General features: G+C 73.5%; 14 protein-coding genes. 4 read left to right on the top strand and 10 right to left on the bottom strand.

Features of this window, described 5'->3' with window-relative positions:
* From ACH4SP_RS07290 to ACH4SP_RS07315, 6 genes are all read right to left on the bottom strand, one after another.
* Complete coding sequence (locus tag ACH4SP_RS07290; RefSeq protein ID WP_398410776.1) at positions 1 to 795, bottom strand: methyltransferase domain-containing protein; 795 nt, start codon at positions 793 to 795, stop codon at positions 1 to 3.
* On the bottom strand, positions 792 to 2069 hold the full coding sequence (locus ACH4SP_RS07295) for a condensation protein (RefSeq protein WP_398410778.1): 1278 nt from the start codon (positions 2067 to 2069) through the stop codon (positions 792 to 794). Before ACH4SP_RS07295 ends, ACH4SP_RS07290 begins: the two co-directional genes overlap by 4 nt.
* A gap of 245 nt (positions 2070 to 2314) precedes the next feature.
* Positions 2315 to 6547: an alpha-(1->3)-arabinofuranosyltransferase family protein gene (locus ACH4SP_RS07300; protein ID WP_398411821.1), complete on the bottom strand. Its 4233-nt coding sequence runs from the start codon at positions 6545 to 6547 to the stop codon at positions 2315 to 2317.
* The gene (locus ACH4SP_RS07305) at positions 6544 to 7293 is read right to left on the bottom strand and encodes a class I SAM-dependent methyltransferase (protein WP_398410782.1); all 750 of its coding nucleotides are present in this window, start codon (positions 7291 to 7293) and stop codon (positions 6544 to 6546) included. Before ACH4SP_RS07305 ends, ACH4SP_RS07300 begins: the two co-directional genes overlap by 4 nt.
* The gene (locus ACH4SP_RS07310) at positions 7290 to 8594 is read right to left on the bottom strand and encodes a glycosyltransferase family 4 protein (protein WP_398410785.1); all 1305 of its coding nucleotides are present in this window, start codon (positions 8592 to 8594) and stop codon (positions 7290 to 7292) included. Before ACH4SP_RS07310 ends, ACH4SP_RS07305 begins: the two co-directional genes overlap by 4 nt.
* 207 nt (positions 8595 to 8801) lie before the next feature.
* Positions 8802 to 9788 carry a DUF3068 domain-containing protein gene (locus tag ACH4SP_RS07315; protein WP_398410788.1) on the bottom strand — a complete coding sequence of 329 codons (987 nt, stop codon included), beginning with the start codon at positions 9786 to 9788 and terminating at the stop codon, positions 8802 to 8804.
* Positions 9789 to 9984: 196 nt separating this feature from the next.
* Here ACH4SP_RS07315 and ACH4SP_RS07320 point away from each other — a divergent pair, with 196 nt between their 5' ends.
* Together ACH4SP_RS07320 and ACH4SP_RS07325 are read left to right on the top strand one after the other, a co-directional pair.
* Positions 9985 to 10137 (top strand): hypothetical protein, encoded by a 153-nt coding sequence (locus tag ACH4SP_RS07320; RefSeq protein WP_362413969.1) that lies wholly within the window; start codon positions 9985 to 9987, stop codon positions 10135 to 10137.
* On the top strand, positions 10134 to 11498 hold the full coding sequence (locus ACH4SP_RS07325) for a helix-turn-helix domain-containing protein (protein ID WP_398410792.1): 1365 nt from the start codon (positions 10134 to 10136) through the stop codon (positions 11496 to 11498). Before ACH4SP_RS07320 ends, ACH4SP_RS07325 begins: the two co-directional genes overlap by 4 nt.
* Before the next feature lie 266 nt (positions 11499 to 11764).
* Here the strand turns inward: ACH4SP_RS07325 and aceB are convergent, their stop codons facing one another.
* Both aceB and ACH4SP_RS07335 read right to left on the bottom strand, forming a co-directional pair.
* Positions 11765 to 13390, bottom strand: coding sequence for a malate synthase A (aceB, locus tag ACH4SP_RS07330; RefSeq protein ID WP_398410794.1), 1626 nt, complete (start codon positions 13388 to 13390; stop codon positions 11765 to 11767).
* A gap of 224 nt (positions 13391 to 13614) precedes the next feature.
* Positions 13615 to 14244, bottom strand: coding sequence for an NTP transferase domain-containing protein (locus ACH4SP_RS07335; RefSeq protein WP_398410797.1), 630 nt, complete (start codon positions 14242 to 14244; stop codon positions 13615 to 13617).
* Between the two features lie 100 nt (positions 14245 to 14344).
* Here ACH4SP_RS07335 and ACH4SP_RS07340 point away from each other — a divergent pair, with 100 nt between their 5' ends.
* On the top strand, positions 14345 to 15913 hold the full coding sequence (locus tag ACH4SP_RS07340) for a protein kinase (RefSeq protein ID WP_398410802.1): 1569 nt from the start codon (positions 14345 to 14347) through the stop codon (positions 15911 to 15913).
* 28 nt (positions 15914 to 15941) lie between these two features.
* Here the strand turns inward: ACH4SP_RS07340 and ACH4SP_RS07345 are convergent, their stop codons facing one another.
* Entirely contained in the window at positions 15942 to 16127 is a 186-nt protein-coding gene (locus tag ACH4SP_RS07345; protein ID WP_398410806.1) for a hypothetical protein, read from the bottom strand.
* Positions 16128 to 16435: 308 nt separating this feature from the next.
* Here ACH4SP_RS07345 and ACH4SP_RS07350 point away from each other — a divergent pair, with 308 nt between their 5' ends.
* The gene (locus ACH4SP_RS07350; RefSeq protein WP_398410808.1) at positions 16436 to 16726 is read left to right on the top strand and encodes a DUF5955 family protein; all 291 of its coding nucleotides are present in this window, start codon (positions 16436 to 16438) and stop codon (positions 16724 to 16726) included.
* Here the strand turns inward: ACH4SP_RS07350 and ACH4SP_RS07355 are convergent.
* On the bottom strand, positions 16619 to 21397 hold the full coding sequence (locus ACH4SP_RS07355) for a HEAT repeat domain-containing protein (protein ID WP_398410810.1): 4779 nt from the start codon (positions 21395 to 21397) through the stop codon (positions 16619 to 16621). The genes ACH4SP_RS07350 and ACH4SP_RS07355 overlap by 108 nt on opposite strands.
* Positions 21398 to 21449 lie beyond the last annotated feature (52 nt).

The following is a 21449-nucleotide window of genomic DNA, read 5'->3' on the forward strand; positions in this document are numbered from 1 at the left end:
TCAGCGGCTCCGCTCTCCAGGGGATCCGTCCCGTGGCCGCCGGGCGTGCACCAGCAGGATGGACGCGGCGGACGGAGCGGCGCAGACCAGCCGGTCCAGCGGCCGCAGCGGACGCGGCACCCCGTGGAAGGGCGCGCCCGCGACCCGTACGACCTCGAAACCCGACGCGGTCAGGAACTCGCGCAGGGCGCGCGCCGTGTAGAGCCGCAGATGCCCGACGACTTCGCGACCCGGCCGCCCGTGGATGCCGCGCAGGCTGACCTCCGAGAACACCGGCTGCACACCGGCCAGCAGCAGGGCCCGGTTGTACCAGGCGGCCAGGTTCGGCGTGGACAGCATCAGATGCCCCCCGGGCGCGAGCACGCGCCGAATCTCGTCCAGTGCGCTGTCCGGGTCGACGAGGTGCTCGATCACCTCGCTGAACAGCACGGCGTCGGCCGCCCCGTCGGCGAACGGCAGCCCGCCGTCGGTGAGTTCGCCCCGTACGGCGCTGATCTCGCGCGGTACGGCGGCGAAGCGTGCGGCCGCGCGGCGCAGTGCGTCCTGCGACCAGTCGACGCCGACGATCCGGTGCCCGGAGAGCAGGGGAGCGGCGGTGACGGCGGCGGTGCCGTCGCCGCAGCCGATGTCGAGGACGGTGGCGCCGGAGGTGCCCGCCAGGGCCTCGGCCAGCATCCGCGCCTGCCGCAGGCTGCGGGCGTCGCCCGAGGCGACGGGCACGGCGGGGTTCTCGTAGAAGTCCCGGAGGTGCGGCGCGGGAGAGCCGGAGCGGGCGTGGTCGATGGAAGTCGTCATGGTGAACTGCCTTCCTCGGCAGTGGAGTTGAGGTGCTTCTCGAAGAGTTCGCGCAGGTGCTCGCCGTCCTGTGGGCCGAGGAGTGCGCCCGACCAGCGCAGGGCGAGATGCAGTCGCCCGTTGGTGCTGGCGGTGGTCACGGTCAGCCCGCGCGGCATCCGGGCCGGTGCCGAGAACCACACGGCGGTGGCCCGCCCCACCCCCTCGCCGAAGTCCAGCGGATACGGCACCCGGCCGATGTTGCTGAGCAGTGTCGTCGACGTCCACGGTGCGACCGCGCGCCGCAACTGCCGCGTGAGAGCGGCCCGTACGGCCACGGGTACGACCGGAGCGGTGAGAAGCGCCGCACCGTGACCGAGCTGGGGCCGGGGCAGCGACTTCAGGGCGCGGGTGCGGTCGGCGGTCCGCCGCAGCAGTCGCCCGGTCTCCTCCGCCAACTCCTCCTCTCTGAAGGGCACTTCGACGAGCCGCGTGCCGTTCCCGATGGGCATGTCCAGCCCTCTGGGGCGGTCGTCCACCGGCATGGTGATGCGCAGCGGGCGCGGCGGGGTGCCCCGCTCCCGGTTCCACTCGGAGATCATGCGGGCGGTGGCCACCATCAGCTGGTCGTTCACGGTGTACGGGGCGGAGCGCGGCCGACGCGGAACGGGCAGGTCCGCGATGAGCATGCCGTTGCCGGGGGCGACGGGGGCGCCGTGCGCGACACGGGCCACCGGGGCCAACCCGACGCCTGCGGGCTGGAGTTGGGGGTGATTCTCGGGGCGGGCCGGGGTGCCGCCGCCGGCGGGGGAGTTGTCCCGGCCGCCGTAGAGCTCGGCGGCGGTCGCCAGGATACGGAGGCAGGCGGGGCCGTCGAGGGCGGTGTGATTGACGACCAGGACGAGGACGTTGCCGATGGCTTCGAGCCGGACGGGCGGGGAGAGGGAGAGGGGCGGGGCCTGGGAGAGTGCGCGCGCCCGGGCTCGGGGGAGGGCGTCGGGCCCCGGCTCGTGGAAGGTGACGACGTGGTCGGTGTCGGGATGCGCGGTGAGCTCCCACTCGTAACGCCGCCGGTACCAGGGGCCGGGGGCCTCGCGCATCAGGATGCGGGGATGACGCCGGAGCGCGTCGAGGAAGGCGGTACGGAGGCGGTCGGGGTGCGGGGGCTCGGGGAGGTGCACTTCGATGTGCACGGTTTCGGGCTCGGTGGGGTCGAGGCAGTGGCGGGTGATTTCGTCTACGACGGAGAAGGGGGAGCGGGAGAGGGCGGGGGGCGGTAGGTGCACGGTGGTCATCGTCCGATCTCCTTGAGAGCGTGGGTACGGTGTCGGGCGCGTGCGGTCGGGGTGGGGCGTGCCGCGGTGGGGGGCCGCCCCCTTGCCCACCCGTCCCGCCCCCGGGGGGCGGCCCCGCTGCCCAAGGAGGCGGCGGTATCGGCGTGCCCAGGGGGCTAGGGGGCAGGCATTTAGGGGCGCGGGGAACTGCGCGATCAGCCACGACGTACCCGCACGACGACCACCCGCCCCCACCGCCCCGCACCTCACTCCTGCTCCCGCTCCCGCTCCCGCCCCCGGCTCCACCTGTTACCGATCGTCACCGCCGCCGCGACCACCGCCGTCAGCGCCAGCACCTGTGCCACCGGCCCGAACGAGCCCGTTTCCGCGGACGCCGGTGACCCCGCGCCCCAGGCCGCCGCCACCCCCGCGCCCGCCATCGCGAGCAGTGCGATCGGCGGCAGCAGGGTGTGCCGGAAGTGGGCGACCGCCGCCAGGGCGGGCACCAGCAGGGCCAGCGGCCCGGCGATCAGGACCATGACCACGGTCAGCGCGCCAAGTCCCAGCACCGCCCCGGGCGCCGGGGGCGAAACCGTCGCCGACGGCGAGGCCACCGGGTCCCTCCTGCACCACACCACCAGCCCGATCAGCACCAGCACCGCCACCCCACCCCCGATCAGTCCGCCCACGTACCAGCCCGCCGGTGTGAACTCCAGCCGTACCGTGCCGCCCTCGCCCTCCGGGACCAGCCAGCCCTGTTGCCAGCCGTCCAGGCGGACCGGGGTGAGTTCCTTGCCGTTGAGGGTGGCCTGCCAGCCCGGGTTGGAGTTCTCGTACATCTGGAGGTACGAGGCCTGGCCCGCGCCGACCCGTACCGCCCGGTCGTCGCCCGACCAGTCGTTCACCTTCAGCTCGCGCACCGCCGACGAGGGCTGGGGCAGGTCGCCCCGCTGCAGCGTGATGTCCGTGATCGCGAGCGGACCCGTGTCGCCCGCCTCCACCCGGTGCACCCCGGGGCTCAACTGGGCGGTTCCGCCCCGCTGTTCACCGGCGCACAGCGAGACGTCGATCGGGCGACGCTCCGTCAGGTCACGGAGACTGCCGCGCGCGCTCGTCGCGTGCAGGGTGCCGTCGATCGCGAGGATCGGCCCCTGCCCGCACGGCAGTGAGAAGGTGCGGGACGGGTCCGGCTGCGGCACCCGGAAGTCGTCCAGCGCGGGTACGTACACCTCGCTCAGGCCGACCGGCAGCTGCAACTCGCCGTCCGCCACCGGGTTGTGGATGGTCAGGGGTGCGACCTTGGTGATGGTGATGTCGAGCCGGTCGGTGGTGATCGGCTCGAAGCGGGCCAGGCCGTTCTGGTCGACGGCGGACGTCGCCGCCCCGTCCGGCGAGCTGATCTCGACCTGCTCGGGCCGGGTCGAAAGACCGCCCGCCGCCGCGAACACGATCTCGCCGACCGGCCGCTTCTCCGGCCAGCGCAGATGCAGTACGGACTTGTTGCCTGAGATCCAGGAGGTGGTCAGGTCGCCGTCGACCAGGTTGCGGGGCGTGAGCGACGAACCGAGCCTGGCCGTCGAGTCGGCGGTCGCCGTCAACTGCCGACGCTGGTCGGGCGCGATGCCGTACAACAGTCGGTCCAGCGCCTCGCCCGGCACCGGCAGTGCCGTCGCCTTCAGCGCGTACGCCCCGTCCTCGCGCGTCGTGAACTGCCGGTGCAGCCCCACCTCGGCAGACACGGGCGAGAGACCGCCGGGGTCACTGCCGCGGTGCAGCGAGATCACATTGGGGTCCGCGCCCGAACCCCGCGCGTCCGAGCCTCCCGCCTCACCCGAACCCGAACCCGAACCTGAGCCCGAGCCCGAGCCCGAGCCCGAACCCGAGCCCGAATCCTCCGGCAGCGCCAGCAGCTTCGTCACCTGGACACCGGGCACGTCCACGGCCGTGAAGCCCGCACCCATCAGCCCCGGCCGCCCCTGCTGCGCCTCCTCGATGGTGATCCGCAGCCAACTCGCCTCGCCCGCAGGCGCGTTGACCGTCTGCGGCAGCCCGTTCGGCTGCAGCGGGCTGGTCGCGCTGCCCCGGTCCGTCTCCACCCGTACGACCGTCGGAGCGGCCCGCACCCCGTCCGACGGCAGGGGGGTCACCCGGATCGACGACGGGACGGCGACCCGGTTCGTGAAGTCGACGCGCAGCCACTGACCCACCGGTTCCGCCGGGCTGCCCTCGGCCCACGCCGTGTCCGGGTTGCCGTCGAAGGCGTTCACCGGGTCGTACTGCGGCAGATGGAACAGCCAGTTGCCGCTGCTGGACGCCGTCACCGACTTCGCGCCGCGCAGCACCGCCGTCGTCTGGTGCTTGGCGCCCTCCGTCGGCAGGATCTGGCGCGGCTCCCGGCCGGGGTCCTGGACGTTGCCCGGGAGATTGCGTTCCGTCGCGGTGTAGGTGTACGAGGTGTTGGTGTTGACCAGGCCGAACCTGGTGTCCGCGCGCCGCAGACCGTCCCCGGCCGCGAGCACCGGAGGGGTTCCGAGGCCGGGGGTGTTGTCCCCGGCGAGCACGGCGGGCCGGTCGCGCACCCCCGCGTCCGCCGACATCGGCAGCAGCGACTCGGGGCCGCCGCTCACCACCGCGGTGTCCGCCACCGGCTTGAGCGCGGCCCGTCCCGGCGCGCGGGTGCCGGCCGGCGGCTCGTACACCTCCACCGCCTGCTGCCTCGGATAGAGGCCCTCGACCTGCACGGGAGTGTCGTCGGGGATGCGTCCGCCGGTCAGCACCGGGCCGAAGCCGGTGATCCGGGTGTACCCGGACGCCTCCAGCGTCCGCTTCACCGTCTGCGGCGGTACGTAGCCGATCTGGTCGGGGTCCAGGTCGTTGCGCACGACGACGTAGTGCAGCCCGGCACGGCCCAAGTAGGCGGACAGGCCTGGTACTTCGCCGCCGGACATCAGGGCCTGCTCCACCGCGTCGAGCGCCCGCCGGTTGCCCGGAGCTCCGAACGGTACGAAGTCCCGTTGCGCCCACGGCGATTCGGCGAGCACGTCCAGCGGCTGGTCGATCGTCGAACCCCAGGTCTGGATGCCGTGCGCGGTCGCGGGGACCACCAGGGCCCGGGTGTCCGGGGAGTACTCCTTCAGCCAACTCGCCGTCTGCTCCCAGTGGTCGGGGAGCTTGGTGAAGGCGCCCGGCTGGAGGATGGTGCCGTTGGCGTACGGCAGCAGCAGCCCCGGCAGTACGAACAGCGCCGCAAGGACCGGTGCGTACCTGCGGCCCGGGAGGCGCCGTGCGCCCCGCCGCTCAGCGGCCACCGCCACCGCGTGCATCAGACCGAGCACCAGGACCAGGGCCAGGCCCGACTGGAACTTGTAGATGTTGCGGAACGGGACCAGCCACCCGTTCAGCCAGTCCTGCACCGTGCCTGGGAAGAGCGCACCCAGCGAACCCCCGTACCCGGCAAGGGCGACGAGTGCCACGGACAGCAGCACGAGCAGCAGCCAGCGCCGCTCCGGCGCGTCCCGCCTGGCCAGGCCCGCGAGTCCGATCGCCGCCGCGCACGCCGAACCGAGGATCGCGAGCACCGACGTGGCGACCGTCCACCCGGCGGGCAGCCAGGAGTCCCCGAAGTGCAGATACGCCGTCCAGTTGCCCGCTCCGCGCAGCAGCTCCGTCGCGGACATGGTGCCGGTCGTGGTCCCCGCCTGCTCCACGTACGGCATGAAGTTCTCGCCGTGGATGCCCAGAATGAGCAGCGGGACCACCCACCACAGGGTGGCGAGGAGCACCCCCGGCACCCACCACACGATCTGCGCGCGCCTGCGCGGACCTGCGGGGCGGCTCAGCAGGTACAGCGCCGCGGGCAGCAGGGCGGCGAGCGTGGACGCCGCGTTCACGCCGCCCATGAAGGGCACGACCAGCGCCGAGCGCAGGGCGGAACTCCGGGCGGACAGACGGGTGTTCACCAGTGGCAGCAGTACCCACGGCAGTAGCGCACCGGGCAGCGCGGCCGCCGACGTCGAACCGATGACGATCGTGTACGTCGGCCACAGCGCGTACGCCGCCGCACCGAGCAGCCGGGCAGGCGACGAACCGACCCCCAGCCGCTCGGCGAGCCGCAGCGCACCCCAGAACGCCACCGTCACCACGAGCGAGAGCCACAGCCGCTCGGCCAGCCACACCGGTAGCTGCACCAGGTCGGACAGGGCGTAGTACGGCAGCATCGGGAAGGCGTAACCCACGTACTGGTCGAAGATCCCGCCGAACCCGGCCCGCGAATGCCACAACTCACCCAGGTCGGCGAGGAACTTGAACGGGTCGGCGGCCACCCCGAGCTTCGTCTCGAAGCTCATCTTCCCCGGCGACACCGCCAGGAAGGCGACCAGTACGGCCGCCCAGAACCCGAACAGCCACTTGCGCGACCGGGGCCCGTCGGGGCCACGGCCGCCCGGCCCCGGGGCCGCGTGCGACGGCGGGCGGGGCGGAGCCTGGAGCGTGCTGGTCATGGGCACCGCCGGAGGATGAGGAGGAGGTTCCAGGTGGTGAACTCGCGCAGCACCGGCACCTTGGGGGCGAGCGCCGGCAGCAGCGGCCAGTAGCGGGCCCGCGCCGACACGACCGACACGTCGCTGCGCGCCCTGACCGCGCGCAGCGTCGTACCGACATGGATCGGGAAGAGGTTCTCGCCGAGGGTGTGCTTGGCGGGTCTGCCGGTGCGCCGTTCGTAGCGGCGGCGGGCCCGGTCGGCGCCCAGATAGTGCCAGGGCGCCCATTCGTGGCCGCCCCACGGCGAGTACCAGTTGGTGAACGCCACGTAGATCAGCCCCCCGGGACGGGTCACCCGCACCATCTCGCTCAGGAAGGTCTGCGGATCGGCCACGTGCTCAAGGACGTTGGAGGAGAAGCACACGTCGGCGGCCCCGTCGGCGAGCGGCAGCAGATAGCCGTCCGCGACCACCGCGCCCCCCGGCGGCTTCCGCCCGTGGGACGTCAGCTCCCGGGTGTCCGACTCGAAGAGGTAGCTGTGCGCGCCGCGCCGCCGGAACTCCTCGGTGAAGTGCCCGCTGCCGCCGCCGACGTCCACCACCACCCGGCCCTCCAGCGGGACGTACCGCTGCACCTGGTCGGCGGCGTCCCGGGCGAGCAGTGCATAGCAGTGGTCGGGGTCGTGCTGCTCGCGCAGGAAGGCCCGGAAGAGGGCGGCGGAGCGGCGGAAGGAGGGGTCCTTGAGGGCACGGCCGGTGCTTCTCATCGCAGCGCGACCGCCCCCGCCGCGGCGACGGCCGCTGTCGCCCCGACCGTCCCCGCGGTGTCCGGCGCGTCGGACGCGGGTGTGCCGGAGGCCGGTGTGCCCGAGGCCGGTGTGCCCGAGGCAGGTGTGTCGGAGGCCGGTGCGTCGGCCGTCAGTGCGGGTGCTCCGACCGCTTCCGCCGCGACCGTACGGAACTGGCTGACCGTGCTCGACCAGCGGTAGCGCTCCGCGCGGACGGCCGCGGCCCGCCCCATCGCCTCGCGCCGTTCCCCGCTGAGGGCCAGCGTGCACCACGCGGCGGCGAACGAACTCTCGCCGCGCGCCAGCACGCCCGTCACGCCGTCGTCGATCGAGTCCCGCAGCCCCGGTACGTCGAAACCGATCGACGGGGTGCCTCTGGTCGCCGCCTCGGTGACCACCAGGCCCCACCCTTCGACGGCGGACGGGTGCAGCAACAGCCAGGAGGCACAGAGCAGTTGGTGCTTCTCGGCCTCCGACACGTATCCCTTGAAGACGACGCCGGGGCCGGCCATGGCCTCCAGCCGCTGCCGTTCCGGTCCTTCACCGACGATCACCAGCCGGCCGCCGGTGACCGGGCGGACCCGCTCCCACAGCCGCAGCAGCAGGTCGATGCGCTTGTACTCGACGAGTCTGCCCATCGCCAGGAACATCGGCTCGGGCGAGCGCGCCAACCGCACGCCGGGGTCCTCGACCCCGTTGTGGACGACCCGGATGCGGCTGCGGTCCACGCCGAGCGCGCCGAGCGCGTCCGCAGTCGACGCGGACACCGCGACCAGGAGGTTGTTGCGCTGGGCCGCGGACAGCGCCCAGTGCTCCAGTCGGCGGCCGAGCCCGGCGGCGGGGCCGGGAAAGCGCATGCCCCAGAGCTCGGTGTGGACGTGGTTGACCAGACAGAGGGTGGGGCCCCGGTGCCAGAGCGGGGTCAGATAGGGCAGCCCGTTGCAGACCTCGACCATCAGGTCGCAGTCGCCCACCTGCCGGTCGAAGGCGCGGCGGGCCCTGAGGAAGTGCCCCAGGTCGCCGCCGGCCGACACGACCCGGTAGTTGCGGTACGCGGCCGGGCCGCCGCACAGCAGCGTCACCTGGTGGCCGAGCGCGGTGAGCCCGTCCGCCAGCCGGTCGACGAGGAGTTCGGAGCCGCCGGCGGCCGGATTGCCGAGGTCGCGGCGGGACAGGAAGACGATTCTGCGCGGACGGGCCAAAGGTTCCTGGGGTTGTGGGGACCTCAGGGCCTGAAGGGGTTTCGCATCGTGCAGGGTGGGGGGTACGTGCTGGGGCATCCGAGCTCCAACTCGTTTCGGGGTGCGGATCCAGTGGGCGGGAAGTGTGTGTTGTGCTCCGTGTGCCTGCTGTGCGGTACTCCGTGTGGGGTGGGTAGGTAGTTTTCGCCACGCTGTTCGAGGCGGCTACTCACCTGGATGACAATTTCGGCACCGATATCAGCTGATGCCTCATCACAAAGTGCAGTGGGTAAGCGAGTTGGAGAATTACGGTGCTGTCCCCGCCGCTCCGGCCGTCCCACCGGTCCCGGCCGACGGCGCCCGCCGCCCCCGTACGACGAAGACGAGGCCCGTCGCCGCCAGCACCGCACCCGCCGCTCCGCCGCCCATCGGCAGCGTCTCGCTCACCAGCCGCAGCTTGTCGCTGCTCGCGCCGGCCATCTCCACCTGCTTCCGCTGGGTGGCCTCGGTGAACTCCATCCGCCGGCTGTCCAGCAGCACCATCGAGTCCTTCTTCGAGCCGGGCGCCCGCACCGTCTTGCGCGGGCCGATCATCGCGTTCAGGATCTGGCCGGTCCGCCGGTCGACGACCAGCTCGATGCCGTGGTTGGCGTACCACTCCTCGGCCAGCACCTGACCACGGTCCGGCAGCCCGACCAGGCGCCCCGGGACCATCCGGGTGCCGGTCTTGGCCGGCGGCACCGTGCCGGTGAAGCGGTAGCCCTCGTACCCCTGGATCTTCTTCGTACCGGCGAAGCGGAGGGTGACGGTGGAGCCGAGCGTGCCGTCCCACCAGCGGTAGGAGCGCTTCTCCACGTCGAAGGGGAACTTCAGGTACGCCTCGCCGTCGAAGACCGGCTGCTCCTTGCAGCAGTGCACCGGCTCATTGGTGCGGCGGTCGGTGACCCAGCGCTCCAGGGTCCACTGCAGCGAGTCCGTGGTGTCGGCGGCGGGCAGCGTGTCCTCGGTGTCGATCGAGGTGGACACGTCCCACACGGCCCGGCCGGCCTTCGTGCTGTCGGCGACGTCGCCGCGCACCTGCCGGGTGATCGTGAGGGGCTTTCCTGCGACGGTCCGGATGGCCTTCGTGTCGAAGTAACTTCCCGTGCCGGTGAAGACCGTCGTGGTGTCGATGTCGACCGGGGTGCTCTTGGCACGCGGGGCGACGTACCAGGCCAGCAGCGGTGCGAGGACGAGCAGGAACACGCCGGTGCCGAGCAGGACCAGCGACAGCGGGGAAGCGGTGCGACGCATGCGGGCGCTCCAGAGTGGGCCGTGGCGGAGGGGGGAGACGTGCGGAGGCGGTGCGGGGAAAGCCGGGCGAATACGTGCATGTGCGTATGGGCCGGGAACCGTAAGCGTGGTCTTGACGGACTGTCAATCTCCCGATGAAACTGTGGACTTGCTGTCGGGCTGCCGGTGGGGACCAGCGTCAGAGAGGCTTCCCGCCATGCCCAGACTGATCTCCGCGCTACTGACCTCGCTCGCCGCCGCCGCCCTCGCGGTGGGCGCGGCGTTCGGCATCGTGGCGCTCCTGAACGCGACTCCGGAACAGCCCAATGTGCCTCTGATCAGCTACGAGACGGGGACGCCGCGGAAATGAACGGGACGACAGCGGGCACGGCGGCCGGTCCGACGGCCGGGGCGGAGGCCGGTACGACGGAGGGGGCAGAGGCCGGGACGGAAGCCGGGGCGGCCCCGCTCGCCGACACGGCATCGGCCTGGGTGGACGTACCGCGCCTCCAGGTGCGGCAGTTCGCCGACCGGGCACTGGCCGAAGTGCCCGCGCTCGCCCAGCAGATACTCGACGCGATCTGCCGCGAGCACCCCCGGATGCCGCTGATCGTCGACGAGCACGGCGACCTGATGGCGCTGGTCGGGATCCGCCGCGCGCTGGAGGACTTCGTCCAGCATCTGGTACGGGAGGACGGCCGCCGGCCGCACCTGCACCTGGAGGTCTTCCAGGAGTTCGGCCGCGGCGAAGGGCTGCACGGCCGCTCCCTCGACTCCCTCCAGGCGGTCTACCGGCTCGGGGTGCGGCTCGCCTGGCGGCGGCTCGCCGAGATCGGGCAGCAGCTGAGCATCCCGCCGCCCGCGATGTACGAACTCGCCGAGTCCGGATTCGCCTTCCTGGACGGGCTGGTGGACGAGTCGGTACGCGGCTACGCCGAGGCGGCGGCCCGGCAGGCGGGCGAACGGCTGCGCCTGCAGAGGAAGTTGGCCCAGGTGATCCTGCGGGAGCGGGACGTCGGGAGCGGGAGCGGGGGCGGGGGCGGGCGCGGCGGTGGTCAGGCCGAGCCTCTGACCGAGTTCGCGGCGCACGCGGCCAGGATCGGCTGGACGCTGCCCGAGCGGGTCGCGGTCGGCGTACTGCTGCGCCCGTCGCGGGACTGCGTCGCCCCGGCGGTCGGTGACGAGGTCCTGCTCGACATGGAGAGCGAACAGCCGCTGATGGTCGTGCCCGAACCGCAGATAGCGGGCCGCTCGGAGCAGCTGCGGCGGGCGACGAACGGCTGGACGGGGGCGCTCGGCCCCGCCGTACCGCTCGCCGAGGCGGCGAAGTCGCTGCGCTGGGCGTCGGCGGCGGTGGGGCTCATGGAGCGGGGTCTGCTGCCGGCGGGCGGGCTGCTGCACTGCACGGAGCACACCGAGGCACTGGTGCTGCTGCCGCCGGAGGAACTGATCGGCGACCTGACGGCCCGGTGCCTGGCGCCGCTGGCGGGCTGCGGGCCGACGCAGGGACGCAGGCTCGCGGAGACGCTGCTCGCATGGCTGGAGACCCGGGGCGGGGCGCCGGAGGTGGCGGCCCGGCTGGGGGTGCATCCGCAGACGGTGCGGTACCGGATGCGGCAGATCAGGGAGCTGTGGGGGGCGGAAGTCGACGATCCGGACCGTCGCTTCGAGCTGGAACTGGTGTTGCGTGCGCAGCGGTTGAGGGGAGAGCTGGCAGAACCGATCCGCTAACCGCTGGGCGCTGGGCGCGGGGCGACGGGTGGGGGTGAGGTGGGGATGGGGTGCGTGGTCGTCGTGCGGGTGCGTCGTGGCTGATCGCGCAGTTCCCCGCGCCCCTAAAAGCTGCCCCCTTGGGCGGCTGAAGCCGCCGCCCCCTAGCCCTCTTGGGCAGCGGGGCCGCCCCCCGGGGGCGGGACGGGTGGGCAAGGGGGCGGCCCCCCACCGCGGCACGCCCCCTCACGGCTGCTCGCGCTCGCGACCGCCCCCCCCCGAGCGCGTCAGCCCACCAGCTGCTCGTACGCCGGCAGCGTCAAGAAGTCCGCATAGTCCGCGTCCAGCGACACCGTCAGCAGCAGATCGTGCGCCTGCTGCCACTTCCCGGCCGCGAAGGCCTCCTCGCCCAACTCGTCGCGGATCGCGGCGAGTTCCGAGGCCGCGATCTTCCGCGTCAGCTCCGCCGTCGCCTTCTCGCCGTTCTCGAAGACCACACCGGCATTGATCCACTGCCAGATCTGGGAGCGGGAGATCTCGGCCGTGGCCGCGTCCTCCATCAGGTTGAAGATGGCGACGGCGCCCAGCCCCCGCAGCCACGCCTCGATGTAGCGCGTGCCGACCTGGACTGCCGCGACCAGGCCCTCGTACGTCGGCTTCGCGTCGAGCGAGTCGATCGCGATCAGATCACCAGCGGCCACCGACACGTCCTCGCGCAGCCGCTCCTTCTGGTTCGGCTTCTCGCCGAGGACCGCGTCGAAGGAGGCCATCGCGATCGGCACCAGGTCCGGGTGCGCGACCCACGAGCCGTCGAAGCCGTCGCCCGCCTCGCGGTCCTTGTCCGCCTTGACCTTCTCGAAGGCGACCTTGTTGACCTCGGCGTCGCGCCGGGAGGGGATGAAGGCGGCCATGCCGCCGATCGCGTGCGCGCCGCGCTTGTGGCACGTGCGGACGAGCAGCTCGGTGTACGCCCGCATGAAGGGCGCCGTCATCGTCACCGCGTTGCGGTCCGGCAGGACGAACTTCGCTCCGCCGTCGCGGAAGTTCTTCACGATCGAGAAGAGGTAGTCCCAGCGGCCCGCGTTCAGGCCGGCTGCGTGCTCGCGGAGCTCGTAGAGGATCTCCTCCATCTCGTACGCGGCCGTGATCGTCTCGATCAGGACGGTCGCGCGGACGGTGCCCTGCGGGATGCCCACGTAGTCCTGCGCGAAGACGAAGATCTCGTTCCAGAGGCGGGCCTCCAGGTGCGACTCCGTCTTCGGGAGGTAGAAGTACGGGCCCTTGCCGAGCTCGATCAGCCGCTTGGCGTTGTGGAAGAAGTACAGGCCGAAGTCGACCAGCGCGCCCGGGACGGTGTTCCCTTCGGCGTCGCGCAGGTGGCGCTCCTCCAGGTGCCAGCCGCGCGGCCGCATGACGACCGTGGCCAGCTCGGAGTTGTCCTTCAGGGCGTACGACTTGCCCGACTTCGGGTCGGTGAAGTCGATGTTGCGGGTGTAGGCGTCGATCAGGTTGCGCTGGCCGAGGACCACGTTCTCCCAGGTGGGGGCCGAGGCGTCCTCGAAGTCGGCGAGCCAGACCTTGGCGCCCGAGTTCAGGGCGTTGATGGTCATCTTCTGGTCGGTCGGACCGGTGATCTCCACCCGGCGGTCGTTCAGCGCGGCCGGGGCCGGCGCGACCTTCCAGGAGTCGTCCGCGCGGACCGCCGCCGTCTCCGGCAGGAAGTCCAGCGAGGACGTACGGGCGATCTCGGCGCGGCGCTCACCGCGGCGGGCCAGCAGCTCGTTGCGGCGGGGGGTGAACCGCTGGTGCAGCTCGGCCACGAATGCGAGGGCGGCGTCGGTCAGAACCTCTTCCTGCCTCGGCAGGGGCTCGGCGTCGACGATGGCCAGCGGGGACGGCGCTGGTGCGGACATGAGCTGTCACTCCTTCGCGGGCGGTGCCTTCGCGACCGCCGGGCTTCCGCCCCGGCACGGGGTGCCGGGGGTGCCGAGATACGGGCGCAGGCGCCGTCTGATGTGTTTCGGTCGATCAGGCGCTTCTGAACAGTGGATATTAGTTTCCTCATGGTGGAAGTTCAAGGTTTGTTGATGTCGAGAATCTTCGGGGCGACAGATCGTGGCCCTGAGTGCCGCCCCGCTCACTTCAGGTGGGCGAGGTCCTCGGGCAGGTCGATGTCGTACGCATCGGCCACGTCGCCGCACTCGACGAGGGTGAGTTCCGCGGCGTGTTCCTTCAGATAGGCGCGTGCCCCGCGATCGCCCACCGCAGCCCTCGCGATCTCCGCCCACCTGTCCGCCGCGAACAGCACCGGGTGCCCCCGCCTCCCGTCGTACGCGGCGGCCGCCAGCCCCGTCCTGTCCGCGCCGAGCACCCGCGCCACCGCCTCCGGGCCGATCCCGGGCTGGTCGACGAGCGAGACGAGTGCGGTGGTCCAAGTGCCCTCGGACTCAAGGGAGTTCAGGCCCGCGCGGAGGGAGGTGCCCATGCCGTCGGACCAGTCGGGGTTGTCGACCGTGACGCATCCGTCCAGCCGTGCCCGCGCCCGTACCTGCTCGGCCGCCGCGCCCAGGACCACGTACACCTGCGCGCAGCCGCCCTCGCGCAGCACCCGCACCGCGTGCTCGACCAGCGGGCGGCCCCGGTGCTCAAGGAGCGCCTTCGGCCTGCCGCCGAGGCGCCGGCCACCCCCCGCGGCGAGGAGCAGACCCACGGTGCCGGTGTCCTGCGGGGCGTTCCGCGGGGTGCTCCCGGCCGCCGTCGTGTCCACGGTGTGCGTGTGGTGTGCATTGTGCGATGTCGATGCAGGCGCCATGGTCTCTGGATACCTCAGATACGGTCGAACGTACGTCACTGGAGGGACAGTCGAGTTGAGTGCGGACGGGGCTTTCGAGCCGCTGAAGGAGCAGGACCCGCGGACGGTCGGGGGATACCGGCTGGTCGCGCGGCTGGGCGCGGGCGGGATGGGCGACGTCTATCTGTCCCACACGCCGGGCGGCAGGGCCGTGGCCCTGAAGGTGATCAAGCCGCACCTCACGGGGGACGCCGACTTCCGCCGACGGTTCCGCCAGGAGGTGCAGGCGGCGCGGCAGGTCGCGGGTCTGCACACCGCGCAGGTCATCGACGCCGAGACCGAGGGCGAGATGCCCTGGCTGGCCACGGCGTACGTCCCCGGCCCCTCGCTCGCGGAGGCGGTCGCCGCGCACGGGCCGCTGCCCGTCGACTCCGTACTGCTGCTGGTGGCAGGGGTTGCCGAAGCGCTCCAGGCGATCCACGCCTGCCGCATCGTGCACCGCGACCTCAAGCCGTCCAACGTCCTGCTCGCGAGCGACGGTCCCCGCGTCATCGACTTCGGCATCGCGCACGCCGCGGGGTCGGGCTCGCTCACCGCGACCGGCGTCGCCGTCGGCACGCCCACCTTCATGGCCCCCGAGCAGGCGGAGGGCAGACAGATCAGCTGGGCGACGGACGTCTTCTCGCTGGGGCTGGTCGCCACGCACGCGGCCACCGGCAGCATGGCGTTCGGCGAGGGCACCCCGCACGGGGTGCTCTACCGCATCGTCCACGAGGAACCACGGATCGACGAAGTCCCGCCCCCGTTGCGCGAACTGATATCCCGCTGTCTGGCCAAGGCGCCCGCGGCCCGGCCCACCCCGACCGAGGTCATCGGCCTCTGCCGGGCCGCCGCCGGGGGCACGGGCCTGCGCCGCGCGGAGAACTGGCTGCCGCCCGCACTGAGCGCCGCCATCTCGGCCCGGCCCGCGGTGCCGACGGCGGCGGGGACGCCGGGGACGGGAACGCCGAGTACGGGTGCGGGAGCGCCGGGAGCGCCGGGAGCGCCGGGTGCGGTGGGCCCGGTGGGCCCGGTGGGTTCGCCCGACACGCCGCCGGGCGTGTTCGGGCCGCCGGTCGGCCAGCCGTACGGATACCCCGCCGCGCCCGCGCAGCAGATGCCGCCGCTCCCGCAGGGGTACGCGGCCTACGCCTACCCGCAGCCGGGCTCCCCGGACGAGACGCCCGCCTTCGGAGCGGGACCGGGCCCGGCGGCGGGCTCGGGCGCGGTTCCCGGGGCGCGTACCGGATCCGGCCCCGTCGCGGAAGCAAAGCCACGCACCCGCTCCCGCCGTGCGGTGGCGCTCGGCGCGGCAGCGGCGGTGATCGTCGTCGGCGGTCTCGGCGCGGGCGCCGCGTACGTGCTGACCAAGGAGGAGCCGGGCGGCGGCACCAACCCGTCGGGGCAGCACGGTCAGACGCGGCAGCCGGGGTCGGGCGGCGGGTCGGGGGACGGCCCGGACGAGACCTACCCGTCGGGGCCCGAAGCGTCATCGGTGCCGCCGGAGTCGCTGGACACCCGCAAGAAGGGCACCCAGGCCCCGCCGCTGAAGGTCCCGCCATCGGCGCGCAACGCGGTCCCTGACGGAGAGACGAAGGCGCCCTAGGGCCGCGACAGGACCCGCAGGACAGGTCCTAGTCCTGGAAGGAGCCGTCGGTGCGCCGTTGGTGACGGCGCATCACATGTCCGCACTGCGGACAGTTCCGCAGGAAGATTGGCTTGATCAGCCAGGAGAGAGTGACCGCGTACAGCGTCTTGCGGGCGGTCCGGCCCAGCAGGCTCTTCGTACACGTCCTGCAGTCGCGGCAACCGCTCGACATGAGACCCCCCTCGCTCGGTGACAGGTGCCCGCACTGCTGTGCGGCACTCGGCCCAGCGTAGATCTGCCGAGGTCGGCGGTGGTGCGAGGCGGCCGGGTCGTACCCGTTCCAGGCCACGACCGCATCACGAATGTGACAGCGGCCCGCTCAACCCCCGGGGCCGAATCACGGTCCGTGCGGTGGCGCTCACGCGACGAGAGCGTTAACGTGCCCGACGCCCGGGATCGTTCGCAGGGGAACGATCTCCGACTGCGGCACGACGGCGTGCGAGGGGGAGAGCTTTGTTGCGAAGCGCGGAGGAGCGGTGTGTGACCAGCGCTGACGGCGATCCCAGGGTGGCGGAGCTCCATACGGTCGTCGCCCGTCTCCGCCGCGAACTGGCCGCGCACCCGGCCGAGTTGTCGGACCGGATGATCGCCGAGGACGAGCTGGCCGCCCTCGCCGCGATGGTCCTGAGCGGAGCGCCCGACGTACTGCGGCTGCGCCGCTCGTTATTGCTGGTCGCCGGGGCGATCGGGTCCGTGAGCGCGCTGGGCCCCGCGATCGGGCTCGTCCGGGACGCGGTCGAACGCTTCGGTGAGGAGCGGGCCGCCGGGTAGGGCCGCGAGTACGTCCGTGAGTACGTCCGTGTAGCGGGACCTCCTGTCGGGGCGGGCGCGGTCGGCTGCCCTGCGGAGGGCGGGCGCGGCGAGAGGGCCCAGCCGGACCAGGCCCTCCGCGGCCGTCCTGCGGACGACCGGGTGGGCGTGGTCGAGCATTCCGATCACGGCGGGGACCGCCGGCTCCCACGCGGCCCCGCAGAGCGTGCGGACCGCCATGCACCGCACGTCGGTCTGCGGGTCGTCCAGCAGGGTCGCCGTGAGGTGCAGGTGGGTCCGCCGGTCCAGCAGTGCGCGCGAGGCCCGGTGGGCGTGCAGGCGCACCCCGGGTCTGGGGTGGGTCAGCAACTCGGCCAGTACGTCCAGCAGTTCGGCGCTCTCGGCGGCCGGGGCCGGGATCCGGCCGTCGTGCTCCTCCGTCAGGCGGGTGAGCGCACGGCGGATCTGTGCCGTCTCGCCGCTCCGGGCGAGGGCGAGGAGCTCCCGCCGGGACGGGCGGCGGTCGGACGTGGCGGCCGGGGCGCGGTCACGCAGCGCGGACAGGGTTACGGAGTCCTGCTCGGCGGCGTCGGGGCCACGCAGCGGCCCGTCCACGAGGACGATGCCGTCGGCGAGATCGGCGCGCCCCTCGGCACGCAGCCGACGGCGGACCAGGGTCAGGGCCGGGGTTCGCAGGAGCGAACGCCCGGCGAGCAGATCGAGGAGGCCCCAGGAGCCGGAGCCCGCGCCTGCACCCCCGTCTTCGCCCCCGCTTGCGTACGAGCCGGGGGCGAGCCGGTCCGTCAGGTGCTCGGCCAGCAGGTCGGCGGGGATCCTGCGCAGCGCGTGGTGGGCCTGTGCCCGGACGGCGGACGGGCCGTGCTCCCACTGGTCGAGCAGCAGGGGGAGCAGGGGCACCAGGTCCCACGGCCCGAGCCGCGGGACCAACTCCATTACCTGCGTGGGGAGTACGCCGTCGGAGCGTAGCTCGGCCGGGTCGAGGAGCCGTAGCGCGTCGGTCAGCCCGGTGGTGGCCGCGCCGAGGGCGGGGCCGGAGAGCCGGCCGCGCAGGAAGGCCCGCAGCACCGGCAGCCGGGCCGCCGGTTCGGGCCAGGCGAGGAGCGCCAGGGCCGCGGTGTCCCGGCGGTCGCGCTCGGGTGCTTCGAGCATGGCGAGCAGACGCGCGTGCTGGGCCGCTGAACGGGGCTGGTCGAGATCGTCGGCGCGCACCGCGCGGCCGGACTGTCCGGGGACGGGGACGGGGACGGGGACGGGGACGGGGACGGGAACGGGTACGTCGGCGGGCGGAGGCGACAGTGGCAGCGGCGGTACGCCGAGCGGCTGGAGGTCCGTCATCCAGTCGAGCAGCGCAGAACGCACCTCGGGCCCGGAGGCGGTCGGGTAGACATCGATCAGCGCCGCCAGCAGCGCCGAGGGGGCGGTGCGGCTCGTGCTCACGCTGCCCGTCCCGCGCTGGAACTCGTGCAGTGCGCCGGGCGTTGAGCCAGTACGTACTGCTGCGGCCAGGGCGTCCCGCCACTCCCTGTCCTCGGTGGTCGCAGTCGAACCGGTGGCCGCCGACGTCTCGGTGTTCGCAGTCGTCTCGAACGCCTCGTGCAGCACGGCGACTTCGGCCCGCCACGGATCGGCGCCGCGTCCGGCCGAGGCGAGCGCCCGCTCGACGTCCGCGCGTACCAGCACCGCGCCGCAGTGGCGCAGCAGTGTCAGCGCCGACCTGCCTCCGGCCGTGGCGGGCAGCGCGCGCACCGCGTCGGCGACCGTCATCGCGTCGACGGCGTGCAGCGTCGGCGCCACCGCTTCGAGTACGGCGACGAGCGCGTCCCGCGTCCCGGCCGAGGTCCCCTGGCCGCCGAGCGCGGCGAGCAGGGTGGGCAGGTGCCGGGCGAAGACCGCCGGTTCGCCGTCCGGCCACGGAGCGGGGCAGAGCCGGAGTGCGAGGGCCAGCACCCGGTGGCCGGTGCCGCGCGGAGAGGACCCGGCGAGCCGGAGCCAGTCCGCCAACAGTGGCCGTAGTACGGCCAGTTGGCCGTCCTGTATCGGCCGGTCGGCGTCGTGCGCCACGACGCGCAGGGCGAGACCGGGGTCCCAGCCCTTGGCCAGCAGGGCCACGGCCTCGGCGTCCGTGCCGTCCGGATCCGTGCCGTCCGGATCCGGGCCGTCCGGCCGCCTGCGGTCCGGCAGCTGTGCGAGCAGCACCGGCGCGGCGGGCGACGCCTGCTCGTCGAGCGCGAGGATCGCCCGTACGGACAGAGCGCGGTGCAGGCCCGTCAGGAGAAGGCCGCGGGTGCGGGCGTCCCCCGCGCGTTCGGCGGCGGCCAGTACGGTCGCGGCGTACGCCTTGCCGAGGACCGCGCGCAGCGCCCGTACGAGAGCGGCGCGCAGCCCCGGGTTCTCCTGCCGCCCGAGCTGCCGCAGCAGCTCCGGCACCGCGTCGGGGGTGCCGACCAGGGCCAGGACCTCGGCGGCGGTCTTCCGGACGTTCATGTTCCGGTGGTCGAGGCAGGCGGCGACCGCCCGCGAGGCCCAGTGGGCCCGCGCATGCCCGAGGGCCAGCAGGGCCTGCCGTACGGTCTGGACGTCCTGGGCGGCGGTGAGGGTGATCAGGGTCGCCGACAGCGCCTGGGCGTCCTCACCGGCGGCGTCCCTGGCGAGCAGCGCGATCACGTGCTTGCGGACGTGCCGGTCCGGATGGCGCAGTAGCCGGTGCACTCGGGGACGGGTGCGCGGCGACGGTGAATCGAGCAACAGCTTGAGCAGGACGGCCTGTTCACCCGCGCTGACCCCCGGCCGCTCCAGCAGGCCCAGTGCCAGGTCCGCGACGAGCGCGTGTCCCGCATCGTCGGGGAAGGTCGCGTCGAGGTGCCAGCGGGGCCGGATGCGCTGCCGCAGATGGAGCCGGCCGCCGAGGGCACGCAGTGCGTCCACGACGTCCTGCGGGATCTCGGGCTCGCCGGGCGGCCACTCCGGCCGGTCCACCGGCTCCACGGGGGCGCGCGGTGCGGTCGCACCGGGCTCGACGGACGCGGCCGCCTCGCCCGCGAGACGCAGCAGCAGGTCGGCGAGGACGGGAAGCGTGCTGGTGCTGCCGTGGGCGGCCAGTCTGAGCAGGGCCTCCCGCGGATCGTCAGGGGCCAAGTGGGAACGCAGCACCGCGAGTTCGCGCTCGTCGGGCCCACCGAGGTCGGCGGCGACACAGAGCGGCAGTTCGGCGGGGTCGAGCCGGGCGAGCAGATCGCCGCGCTGCGCCGGGTCCCGGGTCAACTGCCAGAGCAGACCGAGCGCTTGCTCCCGTACGGGCCGCAGATGAGGGGCGATGCCGGAGCCGGTGGGGATGGTGGAGCCGGTGCGCGTGCCCAGCCCGAATCCTTCGCGCAGCACCTCCACCGTCCGGTCCCCGCCCACCGCCTTCAGCGCGTCGAGGGCCGCCGACGGAACCGACGGGAGGAGCGCGAGCACGGCGTCCTCCGCACCCTCGTACCGCAGTGCGCGCAGCGCTTCGAGGAAGGGCCCGGCCGCCGGACCCGGCGGCACCGACCGCAGTACGCGCGTGATCTCCGCCCCGATCGGCAGCTCGGCCGCACCCTGCCCCGCGAGCGCCACCAGCAGCGCGAGCCGTCGCGGCCAGTCGGGACCGGTGCCGGGCGCGTCGACGAGCACCCGCAGCAGGGTGTGGCGGCAGGTGAACAGGACGGTCGCCAGATCGAGCGCCCGGATCGAGTGGTCAGCCAGGGCCAGCGCCACCAGCGCGGGCACGTCCGCGTCGGTCGCGAAGTGCCCGCGCCGGTGCATCCCGCGCAGACAGGCCACGAGCGGCCCGCCGAACAGCAGTGGGTCCCGCGCGGCGACGGCCGTCAGAGCGCCGACCTCACCGCGCTCGGTGAGGTCGCCGAGGAGTTCGAGAGCGCGACGCCGGAACCCCGGCGGCAGCGCGGGGTCCTCGATCGCCTGCCGCAGCACGCCGCCGTGGCCGTGCCGGGCGGCGACGGCCAGCGCCGCATCGGCGACACCGGGGCGTACCGGGGCCGTGGCCGCACCGGCGGAGAGGAAGGCCGCCGACCGTTCGGGCGGCAGCGGGTCCAACGCGGCCCAGGGCTCGGCGAGTTCGACGAGCACGTCGCGTACGACCGGATCATCCAGGTCCGTCCGTGCACCCGCCCCCGCCGGGGAGTCCAACAGCTCCAGCAGCCGCGTCCGCGCCCGTGCGGGCGTCAGCAGTCCGGCGTGCAGTGCCGCCACCGTCAGCCGCAGGGCCTGCGCCCGCAGCGCAGGGTCGCCGGTGCGGGCCAGTTCGGCGGCCAGCAGGTCGGGGCGGTGCGCGTGGGTCACGTCCGCGTCCCGTACCGCATGGAGCAGGAGCCGGGCCGACGGCTCGCGCCGTACCGCCGACGGGTCGTGAAGGAGTTCGGTGCGCAGCCAGGCGATCCGCACCCGTACCGGAAGCCGGGCCGCCGTACGCCACGGCGGCAGCGGGCTCTCGCGCAGGTGCGGGCCCAACCGCTCGTAGAGACCCGCCAGGACCAGCGCCGCCTCGGGCGATTCCGGTACGGAGCGGGGCAGCAGCGCCGCGAGTTCGGCAGCCACCGCCCCGCCAGGGGCGCCGCCCGACGCGGCACGCTCCGCCAGCCGCGTCAGCCCGAGGAACGTGTCGTGTGCCGCAACCTGTCTGTCCACCCGCCGGATACTAGGCAGGCCGCCGACGTCCCCACCAGGGAGTTGGGGGCCG

The sequence above is a fragment of the Streptomyces sp. NPDC021093 genome, assembly GCF_044333135.1.
Lineage (GTDB): Bacteria > Actinomycetota > Actinomycetes > Streptomycetales > Streptomycetaceae > Streptomyces.